The 17,987-nt window shown below is 35.1% G+C and carries 21 protein-coding genes, 1 pseudogene and 1 riboswitch; of the genes and pseudogenes, 6 read left to right on the forward strand and 16 right to left on the reverse strand.

Annotated features, from left to right (window positions below; all coding sequences use genetic code 11):
- Positions 1 to 71 precede the first annotated feature (71 nt).
- The 4 genes and pseudogenes from CD152_RS05855 to CD152_RS05870 all read left to right on the forward strand — a co-directional run bounded on the left by CD152_RS05855 (position 72) and on the right by CD152_RS05870 (position 1,441).
- A complete protein-coding gene (locus CD152_RS05855; RefSeq protein ID WP_101042030.1) occupies positions 72 to 275 on the forward strand; it encodes a DUF6366 family protein in 204 nt (67 codons plus the stop codon).
- 100 nt (positions 276 to 375) lie between these two features.
- Positions 376 to 783: pseudogene (locus tag CD152_RS05860) on the forward strand (tyrosine-type recombinase/integrase); the annotation flags it as partial.
- The gene (locus CD152_RS05865) at positions 780 to 1,040 is read left to right on the forward strand and encodes a hypothetical protein (RefSeq protein ID WP_101042028.1); all 261 of its coding nucleotides are present in this window, start codon (positions 780 to 782) and stop codon (positions 1,038 to 1,040) included. The pseudogene CD152_RS05860 and the gene CD152_RS05865, both read left to right, overlap by 4 nt.
- 11 nt (positions 1,041 to 1,051) lie before the next feature.
- Positions 1,052 to 1,441, forward strand: a complete 390-nt coding sequence (locus CD152_RS05870; protein WP_101042027.1) for a hypothetical protein — start codon at positions 1,052 to 1,054, stop codon at positions 1,439 to 1,441.
- A 112-nt stretch (positions 1,442 to 1,553) separates the two neighbouring features.
- On the opposite strand, the gene guaA is transcribed toward CD152_RS05870, so the two are convergent.
- The 4 genes from guaA to xpt form a co-directional block, all read right to left on the reverse strand.
- Positions 1,554 to 3,095: a glutamine-hydrolyzing GMP synthase gene (gene guaA / locus CD152_RS05875; RefSeq protein ID WP_015912440.1), complete on the reverse strand. Its 1,542-nt coding sequence runs from the start codon at positions 3,093 to 3,095 to the stop codon at positions 1,554 to 1,556.
- A 63-nt stretch (positions 3,096 to 3,158) separates the two neighbouring features.
- Positions 3,159 to 4,628 carry an IMP dehydrogenase gene (gene guaB, locus CD152_RS05880; RefSeq protein ID WP_103214508.1) on the reverse strand — a complete coding sequence of 490 codons (1,470 nt, stop codon included), beginning with the start codon at positions 4,626 to 4,628 and terminating at the stop codon, positions 3,159 to 3,161.
- Positions 4,629 to 4,672: 44 nt separating this feature from the next.
- A complete protein-coding gene (locus tag CD152_RS05885) occupies positions 4,673 to 5,941 on the reverse strand; it encodes a nucleobase:cation symporter-2 family protein (RefSeq protein ID WP_101141217.1) in 1,269 nt (422 codons plus the stop codon).
- Positions 5,941 to 6,525 (reverse strand): xanthine phosphoribosyltransferase, encoded by a 585-nt coding sequence (xpt, locus tag CD152_RS05890; RefSeq protein WP_015912443.1) that lies wholly within the window; start codon positions 6,523 to 6,525, stop codon positions 5,941 to 5,943. The genes CD152_RS05885 and xpt overlap by 1 nt, the downstream gene beginning before the upstream one ends.
- Positions 6,526 to 6,592: 67 nt before the next feature.
- Positions 6,593 to 6,694: riboswitch (purine riboswitch) on the reverse strand.
- Between the two features lie 334 nt (positions 6,695 to 7,028).
- On the opposite strand from xpt, the gene CD152_RS05895 reads away from it, so the two are divergent.
- Together CD152_RS05895 and CD152_RS05900 are read left to right on the forward strand one after the other, a co-directional pair.
- Complete coding sequence (locus CD152_RS05895) at positions 7,029 to 8,048, forward strand: DUF2382 domain-containing protein (RefSeq protein WP_101141215.1); 1,020 nt, start codon at positions 7,029 to 7,031, stop codon at positions 8,046 to 8,048.
- Positions 8,049 to 8,148: 100 nt separating this feature from the next.
- Entirely contained in the window at positions 8,149 to 8,763 is a 615-nt protein-coding gene (locus CD152_RS05900; RefSeq protein ID WP_157821012.1) for a GNAT family N-acetyltransferase, read from the forward strand.
- Positions 8,764 to 8,981: 218 nt separating this feature from the next.
- On the opposite strand, the gene rpsR is transcribed toward CD152_RS05900, so the two are convergent.
- From rpsR to mnmG, 12 genes are all read right to left on the reverse strand, one after another.
- A complete protein-coding gene (gene rpsR, locus CD152_RS05905; RefSeq protein ID WP_041636240.1) occupies positions 8,982 to 9,224 on the reverse strand; it encodes a 30S ribosomal protein S18 in 243 nt (80 codons plus the stop codon).
- Between the two features lie 32 nt (positions 9,225 to 9,256).
- The gene (gene ssb / locus CD152_RS05910; RefSeq protein WP_041636241.1) at positions 9,257 to 9,775 is read right to left on the reverse strand and encodes a single-stranded DNA-binding protein; all 519 of its coding nucleotides are present in this window, start codon (positions 9,773 to 9,775) and stop codon (positions 9,257 to 9,259) included.
- A gap of 24 nt (positions 9,776 to 9,799) precedes the next feature.
- Positions 9,800 to 10,090: a 30S ribosomal protein S6 gene (rpsF, locus tag CD152_RS05915; RefSeq protein ID WP_099482228.1), complete on the reverse strand. Its 291-nt coding sequence runs from the start codon at positions 10,088 to 10,090 to the stop codon at positions 9,800 to 9,802.
- A 136-nt stretch (positions 10,091 to 10,226) separates the two neighbouring features.
- Positions 10,227 to 10,544 (reverse strand): hypothetical protein, encoded by a 318-nt coding sequence (locus tag CD152_RS05920; RefSeq protein ID WP_101141212.1) that lies wholly within the window; start codon positions 10,542 to 10,544, stop codon positions 10,227 to 10,229.
- 23 nt (positions 10,545 to 10,567) lie between these two features.
- A complete protein-coding gene (gene ychF / locus CD152_RS05925) occupies positions 10,568 to 11,668 on the reverse strand; it encodes a redox-regulated ATPase YchF (RefSeq protein ID WP_103214503.1) in 1,101 nt (366 codons plus the stop codon).
- 18 nt (positions 11,669 to 11,686) lie between these two features.
- Entirely contained in the window at positions 11,687 to 11,875 is a 189-nt protein-coding gene (locus CD152_RS05930; RefSeq protein WP_086039342.1) for a DUF951 domain-containing protein, read from the reverse strand.
- 1 nt (position 11,876) lies between these two features.
- Complete coding sequence (locus CD152_RS05935; protein ID WP_086039343.1) at positions 11,877 to 12,764, reverse strand: mechanosensitive ion channel family protein; 888 nt, start codon at positions 12,762 to 12,764, stop codon at positions 11,877 to 11,879.
- On the reverse strand, positions 12,765 to 13,628 hold the full coding sequence (locus tag CD152_RS05940) for a ParB/RepB/Spo0J family partition protein (protein ID WP_103214504.1): 864 nt from the start codon (positions 13,626 to 13,628) through the stop codon (positions 12,765 to 12,767).
- A complete protein-coding gene (locus tag CD152_RS05945; RefSeq protein ID WP_101141208.1) occupies positions 13,621 to 14,382 on the reverse strand; it encodes a ParA family protein in 762 nt (253 codons plus the stop codon). Before CD152_RS05945 ends, CD152_RS05940 begins: the two co-directional genes overlap by 8 nt.
- 137 nt (positions 14,383 to 14,519) lie before the next feature.
- Positions 14,520 to 15,359, reverse strand: coding sequence for a nucleoid occlusion protein (noc, locus tag CD152_RS05950; RefSeq protein ID WP_103214505.1), 840 nt, complete (start codon positions 15,357 to 15,359; stop codon positions 14,520 to 14,522).
- Between the two features lie 29 nt (positions 15,360 to 15,388).
- On the reverse strand, positions 15,389 to 16,105 hold the full coding sequence (gene rsmG, locus CD152_RS05955; RefSeq protein WP_101040562.1) for a 16S rRNA (guanine(527)-N(7))-methyltransferase RsmG: 717 nt from the start codon (positions 16,103 to 16,105) through the stop codon (positions 15,389 to 15,391).
- On the reverse strand, positions 16,106 to 17,980 hold the full coding sequence (mnmG, locus tag CD152_RS05960) for a tRNA uridine-5-carboxymethylaminomethyl(34) synthesis enzyme MnmG (protein ID WP_015912453.1): 1,875 nt from the start codon (positions 17,978 to 17,980) through the stop codon (positions 16,106 to 16,108).
- Positions 17,981 to 17,987 lie beyond the last annotated feature (7 nt).

Here is a 17,987-nt window from a genome sequence, read left to right on the forward strand (position 1 = left end):
ATATCATAGTATTTTTCTTGAAAATTATATAAATTTATATTATCAAAAAATTCGAAAAATGGAGGATGTTTATGGATAATCCTAAAGATTTAAGAGAAGATTTGAAACAAAAAGAATTAAAGGATAATCCGGTTGGAAACTTAAGAGATTCTTTAAACCGTGGAGATAATGTTAATTTACAAGACTTTACAGGTGGTATGAGTACTAAAACTTTAGGCATTTTTATATTGATATTAATTGTTGCAATCATAGTCGGGTGGTTTATATTACAATAGAAAACCTTTTTAGATAATTTATATATGAAACTGATTTTATCTATTCTTATTTTTAGACATTCAATTCTTTTTACTTTTATAAAATAGATAAATGAAAGTGGCATATAGAACAATATCACTCACTACAAGAAGCATGGATATATTACGTAAAGCTATACTAGAGAATAAGAAGGCTAAGCAGTGGGATAGCAATTACAACGATAGAGGGTTTGTATTCACTAACCACTATGGTAACCCTATGGCTCTATCATCAGTAAACCGTAATATAAAGATAGCAGTAGAAGGCATTAAAGATAAAGATGGTAATCAGATAATTAATAAACACGTTACTACTCACACGCTAAGACATAGCCATATATCATTACTAAGTCAGTTAGGTGTGTCACTTAAAGCCATTATGGAACGTGTAGGACATACAGATCATAAAACAACATTACAAATATACAGTCATGTTACTGAACAGATGGATAAAGACATGATGAGTAAATTAGAAGCGGTGAGTATGTGAGGAATAACAGTTGGTTAATTACAGTAATCTTTATAGTTCTTACTTTATTAGTATTCGGTTTCGGTGGTGCTTTTAAGTTTGTTAATTCACCACCTGGGTCACTTGACGGGTATATATTAATAGTATCATTCATAGGTTTATTTGCTACGTTTGGTGGTGCTTATATGGGTGCTAAAGTTTCCGGTGAATATTCTTTGAAAGCTGTAAAAGAACAATTTGAATTGCAAAGAAAAGATGATAACAGAAAGCAGAACTAAAGAAGAATATTGTGTTTGATAAAGCGATATTATCAATCAATAACACTAATCTTAGTCATGTAATAGTTACTATTAATCTAATAAAGCATTTAGGTAATCATATTATTTTCACTACAAATCAAATAGAATATCTCAAAGATAGTCAGATTCTATTAGATGATTTAATGAATGACCTTAGCTTTTACTATCTAAGTAGTAAGTCAAAAAAAGAAGTTCAAGAGCTTTATGAGCTGTTAGGTAAAATAATTTCTTCTTATGATAATTTACAAAAATTAATAAATTTACCTTCGGAAACAAATGAAAAAGATAACAAACACATATCTAACAGTTTGGACTATCTAAAAATTAAATTAGAAGCATTAGATAAAATTATAAATAGAATAATGAAAAGTGATGTGTAGTTAATAACCACTTTTCTTACACTTTGCCCATTTTCTGCCCATTTTTTAATTTAATATATACAAAAACAACCCTCTAACCATTGCGGCTAAAGGGTTTATTGTTTTTATAGTTCTATTCCCACTCAATCGTGCTTGGTGGCTTAGATGTAATGTCATAGACAACGCGATTAACATGGTCTACTTCGTTTACGATACGGCTTGATACTTTTTGAAGGACTTCCCAATCGATGCGAGCGAAGTCACTTGTCATACCATCGATACTTGTTACGGCACGAACACCGACTGTATAGTCGTATGTTCTGTAATCTCCCATAACACCGACCGAACGGATATCAGGTAATACAGTGAAGTATTGCCAGATGTCACGTTCAAGACCTTCTTCAGCAATCACTTCTCTTAAAATCGCATCTGATTCACGTACGATTTCTAATTTCTCTTCAGTGATTTCACCTAATACACGAATTCCAAGTCCTGGGCCTGGGAATGGTTGACGCCATACTAAGTGTTCAGGAATGCCTAATTCAATTCCTAACGCACGTACTTCATCTTTGAATAATGTATTCACAGGTTCGATTAATTCAAACTGCATGTCTTCAGGTAATCCACCAACGTTATGGTGAGATTTAATTGTTTGTGCAGTCTTCGTACCTGATTCAATAATATCTGTATAAAGTGTACCTTGTGCTAGGAAATCAGCATCTTTTAATTTCGCTGCTTCTTCATCGAATAAGTATACGAACTCATTACCGATAATTTTACGTTTTTGTTCTGGATCTGATACGCCAGCTAACTTGCTCATAAAACGTTCTTTAGCGTCAACGCGAATAATATTCATGTTGAAACCTTCACCGAATTGTTTCATAACCATGTCGCCTTCACCTTTACGGAGTAAACCATGGTCAACGAAGATACATGTTAACTGATCGCCGATTGCTTTATGGATTAATACTGCGACAACTGATGAATCTACGCCACCACTCATCGCACAAATAACTTTTCTATCTCCAACTTTTTCGCGAATCTTCTCGATTTCGATTTCGATGAAGTTTTCCATTGTCCATTCACCGGTACATTTACAGATTTCACGGATGAAGTTACGTAATAAATCATTTCCGTATTCAGAATGGCGTACTTCAGGATGGAATTGAACTCCATATAAATTACGTTCAGGATTCTCAATCGCTGCATATTTGCAGCTTGGTGAATGTGCAATGACATTAAAACCTTCAGGCAGGTTGATTACTTTATCGCTATGACTCATCCATACTGTTTGTTCTTCCGGAAGTTTTGTAAACAATGAATGTGTCTCTGCTTTAATGACTGCTTTACCGTACTCACGTTCATTTGCACGCTCTACTGAACCTCCTAGTAATTTCGTCATTAATTGCATACCATAGCAAATCCCCATTACAGGTACTCCTAAATTAAAGATTTCAGGATCTACCGTAAACGAACCTTCTTCATAAACTGAGTTTGGTCCCCCTGAAAGAATGATTCCTTTAGGATTCATCTTTTTAATCTCTTCAATTGAAATTTCATGATCGTGAAGTTCTGAATAAACACCCATCTCACGAATACGTCGTGTGATTAACTGGTTATACTGACTTCCAAAATCAAGAACGAGTATGAGCTCTTGTTCAAATGCCATTTCCATAATTTGTTCTCCTTTTAGTTAAGTTAAGTTTATTATAAAGTAATTTGCTGTTAGAAGATATTATTACATTGAGTAGTTCGGCGATTCTTTTGTAATTTGAACATCATGTGGATGGCTCTCTATTAAACCTGCACCTGTCATGCGAATAAACATTGCTTCTTCACGTAATGCTTCTAAGTCTTTAGAACCTGTATAACCCATACCGCTTCTTAAACCACCCATTAGCTGATACACTGTATCTTGCAATGCACCTTTGTAAGCAATACGACCTTCAATACCTTCTGGAACAAATTTCTTAGCATCTTTATCTTCCTGGAAGTAACGGTCTTTTGAACCTTTCTCCATAGCTCCAAGTGAACCCATACCACGATATACTTTGTACTGACGTCCTTGGAAGATTTCTGTATCTCCAGGTGATTCAGTTGTACCTGCAAGTAATGAACCTAACATTACTGCATGTCCTCCTGCAGCTAACGCTTTTGCGATGTCACCTGAGAATTTGATACCACCATCTGCAATGATTGCTTTACCATGCTTTTTAGCTTCTGTCGCTGCCTCGTAAATTGCAGTAATTTGAGGCACTCCGACACCTGCTACAACACGTGTTGTACAAATTGAACCTGGTCCAATTCCCACTTTAACAACATCCGCTCCTGCTTCAATCAATGCACGTGTGCCTTCTGCTGTGGCTACATTACCAGCAATTAATGTCACTTCAGGGAAATGTTTCTTAAGTTCAGTAACCATTTCTAATACACCTTTAGAATGACCGTGGGCAGTATCAATGACCAACGCGTCAGTTCCTGCTTCAACAAGTTTTGTTGCACGTGTAATCGTGTCTTTTGCGATGCCTACAGCTGCCGCTACTAATAAACGTCCATGCTCATCTTTTGCTGCATTAGGAAATTCAATGACTTTCTCAATATCTTTAATTGTGATAAGTCCTTTTAGATGTCCAGCTTCATTAACAATTGGTAATTTTTCAATTTTGTGGCGCTGTAATATTTCTTCTGCTTGCTCTAATGTAGTGCCTACTGGTGCCGTTACGAGTTCTTCACTCGTCATAACATCTGAAATCTTAATTGAGTAATCTTCTATAAAACGAAGGTCGCGGTTTGTGAGAATTCCAACAAGCTCCATATTTTCTGCACTGTTTACAATCGGCACACCAGAAATACGATATTTACCCATTAAATGCTCAGCTGCAAATACTTGTTCATCAGGTGTCAGATAGAACGGATTAGTAATGACACCATTTTCTGAACGCTTAACTTTTTGAACTTCGTCAGCCTGCTGCTCAATACTCATACTTTTATGAATGACACCTAAACCACCTTGACGCGCCATTGCTATAGCCATTTTAGCTTCTGTAACAGTATCCATACCAGCTGATAATACTGGAATCTTTAAATTTAATCGTTCTGATAATGATACACTTAGATCGACAGTATGCGGTAATACCTCTGAATGACCCGGCACTAATAACACATCATCAAATGTTAAACCTTCTTTTTGAAATTTATTTTCCCACATAATCACTTTTACCTCCAAATATTTTTATAAATTTAGTAGTTCTATTATTTCATATTTTGATGCATTTGTTTATCATTTAATCCATTAAAAAATAAATTAAGGATAATGGCAGTAAATGTACCGATAACAATCCCGTTTTGTGTCAACCATTCATAGTCGCTACCGAACTTACTAAACGCTTCTGGAACGGTTGTAATTCCTAATCCAATACCTACAGATACTGCAATAATCAACAGATTGTCTTGTCTTGTAAAGTCAATGGCGCCAAGCATTTTTACACCGTATGCCATGACCATACCAAACATTGCAATCATTGCACCTCCAAGTACGGATGTAGGGATGATTGTCGCAATTGCACCGAGCTTAGGAATCGATCCACATAGCAATAACAAAGCAATCATGCCATACATAACTTTATTTGATTTCACACCTGATAATGAAACCAGCCCTACATTTTGTGAGTATGCTGTATACGGAAATGCATTAAAGATTGATCCTAATACAATTGCAATCCCTTCAGCACGGTAACCTTTAGATATATCTTTTCTCTCTATTTTTGTATTTGTAATCTCACTTAGCGCAGAATATACACCTGTTGATTCGATTAAGCTGACGATTCCTACAATAACAAATAATAGGATAGAACCTATTTCAAACTTAAATCCTGCAAATCTGAATGGTTTCGGTAATTCGAACCAATTTGATTCATGCACTGCCCCTATATTTACTAATCCAAAGAATGAAGCAATTATTGTACCAATGACTAAACCAAGTAATATTGCAATCGAACGTATAAATCCGGAAGATAATCTATGAATAATCAATATGATGATCAATGTGATAAGACCTAATAGAATATTTATCGGTGCACCATAATCCTTGTTTCCTTGACCGCCCGCTAAATTATTCATCGCTACTGGCATTAACGTAATCCCAATAATCGTTACGACGCTACCTGTTACTACTGGTGGAAATATTTTTACAAGATATGAAAAGAAAGGTGAAATAAGGACGATAATAATACCAGAAGCAAAGAGCGATCCGTAAAGTACATCTATACCATGTTTTGAACCTACCATAATCATGGGGGTTACGGCTGTAAAGGTGCATCCAAGCACTACTGGTAATCCAATTCCGATACCTTTATATACTTGAAGGAAAGTGGCAATACCACACATAAAGATATCGACAGAAACTAAATAGGCTGTTTCTTGTGCAGTAAAGTCTAATGCATGTCCGACGATAATGGGAACAATAATTGCTCCGGCATACATTGCAAGAAGATGTTGCAAACTTAACAATAAATTCTTCATTAAAGTTCGCCCTCTCCCACTAACGTTACTTTGCCGTTATCAAGCGCAGCAATTTCACATAAACTTGTTACATCTAATCCTGCATCAAGCAGACGCTGTTTACCTGACTGAAAACTTTTCTCGACTACAATTCCAACACCAACACAAGTTGCTCCTGCTTGTTGTACGAGATTATAAAGACCCAGCGCTGCCTCACCATTGGCTAAAAAGTCATCAATGATAACTACTCGGTCGTTTTCACTTAAGAATCGTTTTGACACCACAACGTGACTCGTCTTATTTTTCGTATAAGAATGAATATCCGTATGATACACTTCTTCAGTCAATGTACTTGGTACAGATTTCTTCGCAAAAAGACAAGGTACTTTAAACTTTAATGCAGTCATTATAGCTGGAGCAATTCCAGAAGCTTCAATGGTTAAAACTTTAGTGATTCCCTCATCTTTATACTTATTGTATATCGTTTCACCAACTTCGTACATTAATTCAGGGTCAATTTGATGGTTCAGAAATGAATCCACTTTCAAAATACCACCATCAATAACAACACCATCTTCTTTTACACGTTGTTGTAACTTTTCCACTTGTCATCCTCCCATACTATACAAAAAAACTCATCTAAATCATTTAGATGAGTAATTAATAAAAAAACCTCTTTATTTAATTACTCATAGTCGCATCATTTACGGTGAAGCGGTAGAAACTCTAAAGCCATATCCTTTAATTTATATGAGTATAATTTGTATGTAATTAATATTAATGTTCTTGATAATAACAAAATCATTAACTTTTAGCAAGATTATTTTTATATTTAATAATAAGTCAGAAAATTGAAACCGCTATTTTCATCAATCACTTTAAAAAGCTGTTATAGCATGCAAAAAGCACTCAATTTTCCACAATAATTTATAAAAATTTATAATATTTTTATAGAGTTTCTTCCATATAAAAGCAACTTATGTGTCAAGTCTTTTTTGAAGAATTTTAAGGCTTTGTGTTTAGATTATAAACGCTCGGGTATATATTTAGCATAACAATAAAACAAAGACATCATGAAAGTACATAAACCACATTGGAGGTACGAATAATGAAACAAAGACAGTTAGAAACATTTTCAAACGAGGAAACATTATTACGTAGAATCGATCAATTAAAAGCAGAAGGTATTTCAGAGCATGATATTCATGTGATTTCTAAACACAAATTAGAAGGCTCTGCATTAGACTACACTGATGTACAATACAAAAATGCAGAAGGTACATTCGGTGACAAAGTGGCTGCATTCTTTACTGGTGAAGACCCACAAAGTCGAGTATATGATAAATTAGATTTAACTGATTCTGAAAAAGTTGAATACGAAAACGCTATCGAAAGCGGCCAAATCTTACTTTACGTTGACAATGACGCTTACCGTCATAGCACTGAAAGAGAAGAAAGCAGTACTTTAAATGCTAAAGCTACTCCAGACTATAACAATGAAGATGATCGTACTGGTCTAGGTTTTGCAGCAAGTGCAAATGCTGATTCTGATGCACAATATTCAAGTGAACACCGTGAAAATAATTTAAAAAACAGAGAGGAAGTAGTAGATATGAATAACTTTAACAATGAAGAATACAACAAATTAAGCCGTGAGGAACGTTTAAACTTAGTGGACGAAGATATCCGCAATCGTGATGATTTAGGTGAAGATGAAAAAATTCAATTACACGAAGAACGTTTACGTGTAAACAAAGATACAGTTCAATCAGGTGAAGTTACAATCGACAAAAATGTTGTTGAGGAACGTCAAGAATTTGATGTACCAGTATCACATGATGAAGTTACAATCGAGCGTCGCAATGTTACAGATCGTGTAGTAGAAGATGACCACTTTGATAACAATTTAGAAGATGAAACAATCCGTGTGCCATTGACTGAAGAACGCGTTAATATCGAAAAAGACAACGTAGTTTCTGAAGAACTAGTAATCAAGAAAAACCGCGTGACTGAAACTGAGCATGTATCTGAAAACGTACGCAAAGAAGAAGTTGAAATCGACGATTCTAACGCGCATTTAAAAGACCGTGACCATAATAACGATGATTTAACAGACCGTCGTTTATAATATGAACTAGAGAAGCCTCTAAGGCTTCTTTTTTTATGTACATGTATTTAACATTTAGTCATGTTACAATACTAATATATACATGAACAGGAGCCTGATTATGAAAATAATATCTTTAAATTCAGCCAATCACTATTTTAACGAATGTATGGCACTTTATACAAAAGAGTTTCCAGAATCCATTTGTGAACCCATCGATGTATTCTATAATAGTTTCGATCTCAAACATCAGAATTTTGAGCGTTATCATTTTATTGCCGCCTATGAAAACGACACGTTGTTAGGGTTTGTTTCATTTCATCTTGAAGTAATGTACAACATTGGATATATCGTATATTTAGTTGTAAGTGAAGAAGCTCGAGGTAAAAATGTTGCACGTGCACTAATGAATGAAGCAGAAATCATCATGAAATCACTATGTGAACAAAATGGCACTACATTAAATACTATTATGCTTGAGTGTGAGCAAGATGCAGCAGGAAATAGTCCGTTAGAATCATTCTATGAGAAATTTGGATTCTACTTATATGATATTAACTATCATCAACCCGGCCTTCATAATGATGCGCCTGTTCCAATGAATTTATTTGTAAAAAATATAATAAATGATTCAAGTCCACAATTAGCTATCGAGCATATGTATCGAACTAAATATATATTATGTAATAAGATTGATTCTGTTGTCATAGAAGATTTGATTCAACAGATGCACTAATTTAGAAAATGAATGATATTCTTATAAGTTAAATATATCAATTTGTACTCATAATCTATTTCTTCGTTTAAGTTAAACCCAAGAAATTTGAAATATAATTGCTGCATAGCTCATAGTATAATTCAGAAAAATATAATTTTAAAATTTTGAAGATAGAATACATGAAAAAACATAAAAAAGAGGAGAGACAGTAAATGTCTCTCCTTTATATATTACGCTTATGCCTCGTCTTTAACATATGGTAATAAAGCCATATGACGTGCACGTTTGATAGCTACAGTTAACATACGTTGGTATTTAGCTGAAGTACCTGTTACACGACGTGGTAAAATTTTACCACGTTCAGAGATGAATTTTTTAAGCATATCTACTTCTTTATAGTCGATGTGTGTAATACCGTTTGCTGTGAAATAACAAACTTTTTTACGACGACGACCGCCTCTTCTTGGTCCACCTGCCATGATTGTTGCCTCCCTTACTTATAGGTTAATAATTAAAATGGTAAATCATCATCACTGATATCAATTGGCCCTGTTGCATTCGCAAATGGGTTATTTGATGGTGCTGATGTATTTGATTGTTGATTGTTTGATGACTGATAGTTTTGATTCTGGCCTTGTGTCTGACCATAACTTCCTTGGTCATAGCTAGAATAGTCATCTGACGGACTGTTTGTACGAGATTGATTAGTGTTCTTCGGTTCAAGGAATTGAACTGAATCACAAACGACCTCAGTAACATATACTTTACGTCCTTCTTGATTATCATAACTACGTGATTGCAATCTGCCATCAACCCCAGCTAAACTACCTTTATGCAAGAAATTATTAACATTTTCAGCTTGCTTACGGAATACGACACAGTTGATAAAATCAGCCTGACGTTCTCCTTGTGCATTAGTAAATGTTCTATTTACTGCTAAAGTAAATGTAGCGACTGACACACCTGATGTTGTGACTCTGTATTCTGGATCTTTAGTTAAACGACCAACTAATACAACTCGGTTAAGCAAATAAATCGCCCCCACATAATCTTATTATTTTTCTTCTTCGCGAACAACGATATGACGGATAATGTCATCGTTGATTTTAGCTAAACGATCGAATTCATTAGTAGCTTCGTCAGTAGACTTAACACGAACGATTTGGTAGAAACCTTCTTTAAAATCGTTGATTTCATAAGCTAAACGACGTTTACCCCAATCCTTTGATTCGATGATTTCCGCTCCGTTTGAAGTAAGAATTTCTTCGAAACGCTCGATTAAAGCTTTCTTAGCATCTTCTTCAATGTTTGGACGTACGACATACATAATTTCGTAATTTCTCATCATTTACACCTCCTTATGGTCTATGCGGCTTTATAATTTTATAAAGCAAGGAATAATTTTCATTACTCACAATAGAGAATTATAGCATAGTTTACTTATTTCATCAAATATAAATAAAAAACTAAGTAATATTTATTTAACAAATATTACTTAGTTTAAAAGTCCTTATTTGCTTAGAGTAAAAAAGCTGTATATTATCTTTTCGAGCTAGATATAGATACTGTCCATAATCATAGTCATCTGGATATATCATATCCGTCGTATAAACATCTAAATACCGTAATGTACTAGGATGATAAGCAACGTTTTCATAAATAGAATCATCAAGTGTTACAGATTCATCTGCTCCTATAACTTGTATAAGATAGTGATAACTTACATCATATATAGGTTGCTCATTACCATCATTATCAATCAGTCTAATGCAGTATATAATACGCTTTAATGGTTTCATCCCTTCACCTCAGCTTGTAAAATTTAAACATTAAATCTGAAATGTACAACGTCTCCGTCTTGCATAATATATTCTTTACCTTCTAAACGTACTTTACCTGCTTCTTTAGCTCCGCTCATGCCATTGTATTCAATTAGATCATCATAGCTGACTGTTTCTGCACGGATAAAACCGCGTTCAAAATCCGTATGAATAATCCCTGCACATTGTGGTGCGGTCATACCTTTTTTGAATGTCCATGCACGAACTTCTTGAACACCTGCTGTAAAGTAAGTTGCAAGTCCTAATAAGTGATAAGATGCACGAATCAATTTATCCAGTCCCGCCTCTTCAATACCTAAGTCTTCTAAGTACTCTGCTTTATCTTCGTCTTCAAGTGTTGCTAATTCTTCTTCAATCTTCGCACTAATTACGATAACATCAGAACCTTCAGCTTCAGCATACGCTTTAATCGCTTGTAGATGTTCATTCTCTTCTCCACTGATTAGATCATCTTCAGAAACATTTGCAACATAAAGCATCGGTTTTGCCGTTAATAAATGCATATTTTTAACAAGCTTTTCCTGTTCTGGTGAAAATTCAATGCTGCGTACTGGCTTTTCAGCTTCTAAAGTTTCTTTAACAATCGCAAGAACCGCTTCTTCTGCCATCGCATCTTTATCTTTTTGCTTCGCCATCTTCTGAATGCGTGCATAACGTTTCTCAACTGACTCTAAGTCTGCAAGTACAAGTTCCATATTGATAACTTCAATATCATCAACTGGATTTACTTTTCCAGAAACATGAGTAATATTCTCATCCTCAAAAGCACGTACAACCTGACAAATTGCATCCACTTCTCTGATGTGGGATAAGAACTTGTTACCTAATCCTTCTCCTTTAGAGGCACCTTTAACGATGCCTGCAATATCCGTAAATTCAAATGCTGTCGGAACAGTTTTCTTAGGTTCTACAAGTTCAGTTAGTTTATTCAAACGGTGATCTGGAACTTCTACAATTCCTACATTCGGATCAATTGTCGCAAACGGATAGTTTGCAGCCAGAGCTCCTGCTTTCGTAATTGCGTTAAATAAAGTTGATTTTCCTACATTCGGTAAACCAACGATTCCTGCTGTTAATGCCATAATATTATCTCCTCTTACTTACGCATGATGCGTTATTTTTTTTATTTTTTTGTTGAACTCTTGTCTAGGTAGCATGATACTACGGCCACAACCTGTACATTTAATTCTAATATCTGCGCCTAAACGAATAATTTTAAAATCCTTTTCGCCACATGCATGGGGTTTTTTCATCTCAACTATATCATTTAAATCATACGTTTTATCCATACTATCCACCCTTTTTATCTGGTTGATTATACATAATCATTCGAGGCATTGGTACTTTTACTCCATTACTATCCAGATAGTCTTTCAAATCACGTCTTAACATACGTGAAACTTTTACATGATGATTTGGTAACGTTTCTGCTGAAATTTTAATCTTCGCTTCTCCAGCTGACACTGCTTCAACACCTAGTATTTCTGGAGATTTAATCAAATCATCGTACTTATCCATCAAAGTTTCTAGATAAGGTTTAATCAATGCTTCAACATCTTCTAGGTTTTCTTCACTTGAAACTGTAATATCAAATACTGCAAGTGAATTATTTACAGAAAAATTGACGATTTCATTCATTGTACCGTTTGGCAGTATCGTAAGTTCTCCTGTAAATGCTCGAATTCTTGTCGAACGTAATCCAATTGATTGTACCGTACCTTCCGCTACAGTTGTTCCTGTTGTATTGATCTTAACGTAGTCTCCTACGTCAAACTGATTCTCAAAGATAATAAAGAAACCAGTGATAATATCTTTCACTAAAGTTTGTGCGCCAAAACCAATTGCAATACCGGCTACCCCTGCCCCTGCAATAATACTTTCAACTTTGACACCAAAATTACTTAAGATAGTAGTGATAATGATAAACCATGTCACATAGGAGGCTATATTCTGTAACAATTTGACCAACGTCGTATCCCTTTTTTCAGAATGAGATAAATTTGTTCTTCGACGTACGTAAAAAAATTGTTCGATCATTTTATGAATAAATTTAATTAAGAACAGTCCAAAAACTAATAGCACTAATGCCCAGAATATATTTGCACCTACTCCAGCCCAGAATTCAGGATTCATATAAGGTTTAATTAATTGCTTAAAGAAATATACTAATTTATCCATCTATTCACCCACATTTTCAAGCAAATGGATCAAACGATTAAACTCCTCTTCAGAAGTGAATTCAATTGAAATTTTTCCTTTTTTGCGTGATTTAGATATTTCTACTTTAGTACCTAGGTTCTGTTTCAATGATTCTTCATGTTTCACAAGAAACTTTGGCTTTTGCTTTATTTTAACTTCTTTACTTTGTGGCTCTAATTCTTCTTGGTTCATGACTTTAATAAAATCTTCTAAAGCGCGTACACTCATCGCCTCTTGAACAACTTTGTGTGCCACTTTAATTATGTCTTCTTCATTTTTTAATCCCAGTAAAGTACGTCCATGGCCTCCTGAAATTTCTTTTTGATTAATCATCATCTTTACTTCTTGTGGTAAATTTAATAATCTCAATAAGTTCGCAATGTAAGAGCGAGATTTCCCAAGTCTATCTGCTGCTTCTGCTTGTGTTAAATTCAAATGTTTCATTAGTGTTGCATAACTTTTTGCTTCTTCTAGTGGATTAAGATCTTCACGTTGTAAGTTCTCAATAATTGCAAGCTCCATCATCTGTTGGTCTGTAAGCGTCTTAACAATCGCAGGAATTTTATTTTTACCTGCCATCTTACTCGCTCTAAAGCGACGTTCACCAACCACTATGTCATAACCTTTAACTGATTTTCTTACAACAATCGGCTGCAGTACTCCATGAAGTTTAATCGACTCACTTAATTCTTCTAACGCTGCTTCATCAAACTCTATTCTTGGCTGATATGGATTTGCACGTAATTCTGCAACATTCAGCTCTTCAATAATTTCATCCTGACCATTTTCTTGAAATAATACATCGAGACCTCTACCAAGGCCTTTCCCTAAACCTCTAGCCATTATTAATTACCTCCTCAGCTAAGCTTTTATATGTCTTAGCTCCCGTAGAACGCGCATCATATACATTAATCGGTTGTCCGTGAGAAGGTGCTTCAGATAAACGTACATTTCTCGGAATAATTGTTTCATATACTTTATCTTCAAAATGTGCTTTCACTTCTGCGATAACGTCATTACCTAAATTTGTACGTGCATCGAACATTGTAAGTAATACACCTTCAATTACAAGCGACTGATTAAGATGTCGTTGTACAAGCTTGATTGTATTCAATAGCTGACTCAAGCCTTCAAGTGCATAATACTCACACTGTACAGGGATAATAATACCACTTGCTGCAGTAAAGGAATTGATTGTAAGTAGTCCGAGAGACGGTGGACAATCAATAATAATATAATCAAAATCCTCATTTAGCTCTTTAAAAGCATATTTAAGTCGAACTTCCCTGCTCATAGCTGACACAAGTTCAATCTCTGCACCAGCCAGAGCGATATTTGCCGGGATAATATAAAGATTTTCCTGCGCTGTTTCCAATACACACTTATTAATATCGGTATCTTCTACAAGCATATCATAAACTGAATTCGTCACATTATTCTTATCAATTCCTACACCACTTGTTGCATTTCCTTGAGGATCTGTATCGACCAGTAGGACTTTCTTACCAAGTTCACTAAGTGCCGCACTTAAATTTACTGACGTAGTTGTCTTACCCACGCCACCTTTTTGATTGGCAATCGCCAAAATTTTTGTCATGAATACTCTCTCCTAATCGTCATTTCATATAATATCGATTATATCAATTTTAGCTCTATATTGCACAAACAATAAAAGTACAGACCATAAAGTCCTCAACGAAAAAACCCTGCAATCTCTATGCAGGGACGATGATTCTATTTATCTGTTTTAAATACTTTTATCGAAATTTCATAAAAGTTTTCATATTCCGTATCTTTTCGCTTTACTTTAACGCCGCTTTTTTCTACAGCCTTCAAACTTTCCCCGATTGTATTAAATGCGAGCTTTATATCACGAGTAAAACCGATTCTCTTAGGCTTCACTTCTTCTCCAGAGAGCATACGTTTCACACGTTCTTCTGTCTGTTTTACATTTAAGTTCTGACTTTTTATGATGTTTAGCATCTGCAACTGGGCTGCTTCACCTAAAGCAAGCAAGCTTCTGGCATGTCTTTCTGTAATTTGATGCTTGCTTAATGCATCTAGTATCGGTTGAGATAATCTAAGTAATCTGAGCTTATTAGCAATAAATGACTGACTTTTGCCGAGGCTCGTTGCAAGATCGTTCTGTGTAATTCCATCTAAATCCAGTAATTTTTTATAAGCTTCTGCTTCTTCTACAGCTGATAAATTTTCTCTTTGAATATTTTCAATTAATGCAATTGCAGCAGTTTCTTTATCATTCATCTGCTTAACGATGACTTCTGTTTCAGCTGTATTATTCATCTTAAGTGCTCTAAAACGTCGTTCTCCAGCAATAATCTCATACATTTCTTCTTCGATTGGACGAACGACGATAGGTTGAAGTAATCCATATGAACGAATAGATTCAGCCAACTCTTTGATTTTTTCTTCATCAAAGACTTGTCGTGGTTGATAACGATTCGGTACGATGCGTTCGACAGAAACTTTTACAACATTACCATTTTGGCGCGCTACTTCTACATCTTCTTCCTTTTCTTTCAGCCCAAATAATTTTGAAAAAGGTTTTTTCATAACAATCGACTCACTTTCAATTCAAATAATTATTTTAGTAATGGTTCTTTGTTTGGCGTCCCTGGTTTACGCGGATACTTCTTAGGCGTTTGTCTTTTTTTCTCAATATCTAGTATATAACGCGTACTTTCTTCTTCAGGTAGCGTCAATGGATGATTCTCAACCACCGCTCCACCTAATATAGATATCGCAAACAATCCTTCTTCAACCTCTATTTCTCCTTGTGCACCTTTAAGCGCAATAAAATGACCACCTTTTTTCACAAGTGGTAAACAAAGCTCACTTAATACAGATAATCTCGCAACCGCTCTTGCTGTAACCACATCAAAACTTTCTCTGTACTCGCCTTTACCAAACGTTTCTGCTCGGTCATGTACAAAATGGCAGTTTGTTAAATTAAGTTCTGCGCTTAAATGATTAAGGAAGTTGATTCTTTTATTTAGGGAATCAACGATTGTAATTTCTAAATGTGGATATAATATCTTTAATGGAATACTAGGAAATCCTGCACCAGCACCCACATCACAAATAGATTTTACTTTATTGAAATCAAAATAGAAACTTGGTGTAATAGAATCAAAGAAATGCTTCAAATATACCTCTTCTTTTTCTGTTACAGCTGTCAAATTAATTTTCTCATTCCACTCTACTAAAGTTTCATAGTAAATTGCAAATTGTTTTTGTTGTTCGTCTGTGAGTTCGAAACCTTTTTCTTTTAAATGTTGTAAAAATTTCATCTCATTCATCTAATTCACCCTTTTTATTTTTCCTTGCTCAATATAGATTAATAAAATTGAAATATCTGCTGGATTTACGCCTGAAATACGTGATGCCTGTGCAATACTTAATGGTTTCACTTCTTTTAACTTTTCACGTGCTTCAGTTGCCAGACTGTGAATATCATCATAATCAATATTTTCAGGAATTTTTTTATTTTCCATACGTTTTACTTTTTCTACTTGTTGTAATGATTTTTGAATATATCCTTCATACTTCGTCTGAATTTCTACTTGTTCTTGTACAGATTCATCAATCATTCCTTGTTCTTCGATTAAAGCAACGACTGAAGCATAATCCATTTCAGGTCTTCTTAATAAATCAATCGCAAGTATACCATCTTTTAACGGCGTTCCTCCACGTGATTCAATCATACTTTGAGTCTTTTCGTTTGGCTTAATTCTGATTTGAGATAAACGGTTTATTTCCTCGGAAATAGCAGCTTTTTTATTATTGAATCTACTATATCTAAACTCATCAATAAGTCCTGCGTTATAGCCAATTTCTGTGAGTCTTAAATCTGCATTATCATGACGCAGTAACAGACGGTGCTCAGCACGGCTTGTCAGTAAACGATAAGGTTCGTTCGTTCCTTTTGTTACAAGATCATCTATGAGTACGCCAATATATGCTTCATGACGACCTAATATTAATTCATCATGTCCCAGAACTTTTGCTGCAGCATTAATACCTGCCATAAGTCCTTGTCCTGCGGCCTCTTCATAACCACTTGTACCATTTATCTGACCTGCAGTATAAAGTCCTTGAATTTTCTTTGTTTCTAGTGTCGGCCAAAGTTGTGTTGGTACAATCGCATCATACTCGATAGCATACCCAGCACGCATCATATCTGCCTTCTCTAAACCAGGTATCGTCTTTAACATTTGCAATTGCACATGTTCCGGTAAACTTGTAGAAAGTCCTTGAACATAGACTTCTTTAGTATTTCTTCCTTCCGGTTCTAAGAAGATTTGATGTCTTGGTTTATCGTTAAATCTGACAAACTTATCTTCAATTGAAGGACAATATCTTGGTCCTGTGCCTTTAATCATACCCGAGTACATTGCTGATAGATGAAGATTATCATCGATAACTTGATGTGTTTCCCCATTAGTATAAGTCAACCAGCATGGTAATTGATCCATGATAAATTCTGTCGTTTCGTAACTAAATGCACGTGGTAGATCATCACCTGGTTGAATTTCAGTTTTGCTATAATCAATAGAGTCACTATTTACACGTGGCGGTGTACCTGTTTTGAATCTAACGATATCAAACCCAATCTCGCGAAGATGATCAGCTAATTTTATAGAAGGCATCTGATGGTTAGGACCTGAAGAATATTTAATATTTCCAAGTATGATTTCTCCACGTAAAAATGTTCCTGTCGTTAATACAACAGCGTCTGCTAAATATGTAGTCCCTATAACCGTTTCTACACCAAGTACTTTTCCATCCTCAATAATTAAACGTTCCACCATGCCTTGCATAATGTCCAGGTTGTCTTGAGCTTCTATAACAGATTTCATTTCTTGCTGATACAAAACTTTATCCGCTTGAGCACGTAATGCACGAACTGCCGGACCTTTCCCAGTATTGAGCATACGCATTTGAATATGCGTCTTATCGATTGTTTTAGCCATCTGTCCGCCTAAAGCGTCTATTTCACGTACAACAATACCTTTCGCCGGTCCACCAACCGATGGATTACAAGGCATAAATGCGACAGAATCCAGATTTATTGTCAGCATCAGTGTTTTCGCACCTTTTCTTGCACTTGCAAGTCCCGCTTCTACACCTGCATGTCCAGCACCAACAACAATTACATCATATTTTTGTTCCAAAATTTTT

It is taken from the genome of Macrococcoides caseolyticum (assembly GCF_002902665.1).
In the GTDB taxonomy this organism is placed as follows: Bacteria; Bacillota; Bacilli; order Staphylococcales; family Staphylococcaceae; genus Macrococcoides; species Macrococcoides caseolyticum.

Coding starts and splice junctions, on each gene's coding strand:
- CD152_RS05855 (WP_101042030.1), top strand. CDS start 72: ATGGATAATCCTAAAGATTTAAGAGAAGATTTGAAACAAAAAGAATTA.
- guaA (WP_015912440.1), bottom strand. CDS start 3,095: ATGGAAATGGCATTTGAACAAGAGCTCATACTCGTTCTTGATTTTGGA.
- guaB (WP_103214508.1), bottom strand. CDS start 4,628: ATGTGGGAAAATAAATTTCAAAAAGAAGGTTTAACATTTGATGATGTG.
- CD152_RS05885 (WP_101141217.1), bottom strand. CDS start 5,941: ATGAAGAATTTATTGTTAAGTTTGCAACATCTTCTTGCAATGTATGCC.
- CD152_RS05895 (WP_101141215.1), top strand. CDS start 7,029: ATGAAACAAAGACAGTTAGAAACATTTTCAAACGAGGAAACATTATTA.
- CD152_RS05900 (WP_157821012.1), top strand. CDS start 8,149: ATGAAAATAATATCTTTAAATTCAGCCAATCACTATTTTAACGAATGT.
- rpsR (WP_041636240.1), bottom strand. CDS start 9,224: ATGGCAGGTGGACCAAGAAGAGGCGGTCGTCGTCGTAAAAAAGTTTGT.
- rpsF (WP_099482228.1), bottom strand. CDS start 10,090: ATGAGAAATTACGAAATTATGTATGTCGTACGTCCAAACATTGAAGAA.
- CD152_RS05920 (WP_101141212.1), bottom strand. CDS start 10,544: ATGAAACCATTAAAGCGTATTATATACTGCATTAGACTGATTGATAAT.
- ychF (WP_103214503.1), bottom strand. CDS start 11,668: ATGGCATTAACAGCAGGAATCGTTGGTTTACCGAATGTAGGAAAATCA.
- CD152_RS05930 (WP_086039342.1), bottom strand. CDS start 11,875: ATGGATAAAACGTATGATTTAAATGATATAGTTGAGATGAAAAAACCC.
- CD152_RS05935 (WP_086039343.1), bottom strand. CDS start 12,764: ATGGATAAATTAGTATATTTCTTTAAGCAATTAATTAAACCTTATATG.
- CD152_RS05940 (WP_103214504.1), bottom strand. CDS start 13,628: ATGGCTAGAGGTTTAGGGAAAGGCCTTGGTAGAGGTCTCGATGTATTA.
- CD152_RS05945 (WP_101141208.1), bottom strand. CDS start 14,382: ATGACAAAAATTTTGGCGATTGCCAATCAAAAAGGTGGCGTGGGTAAG.
- noc (WP_103214505.1), bottom strand. CDS start 15,359: ATGAAAAAACCTTTTTCAAAATTATTTGGGCTGAAAGAAAAGGAAGAA.
- rsmG (WP_101040562.1), bottom strand. CDS start 16,105: ATGAATGAGATGAAATTTTTACAACATTTAAAAGAAAAAGGTTTCGAA.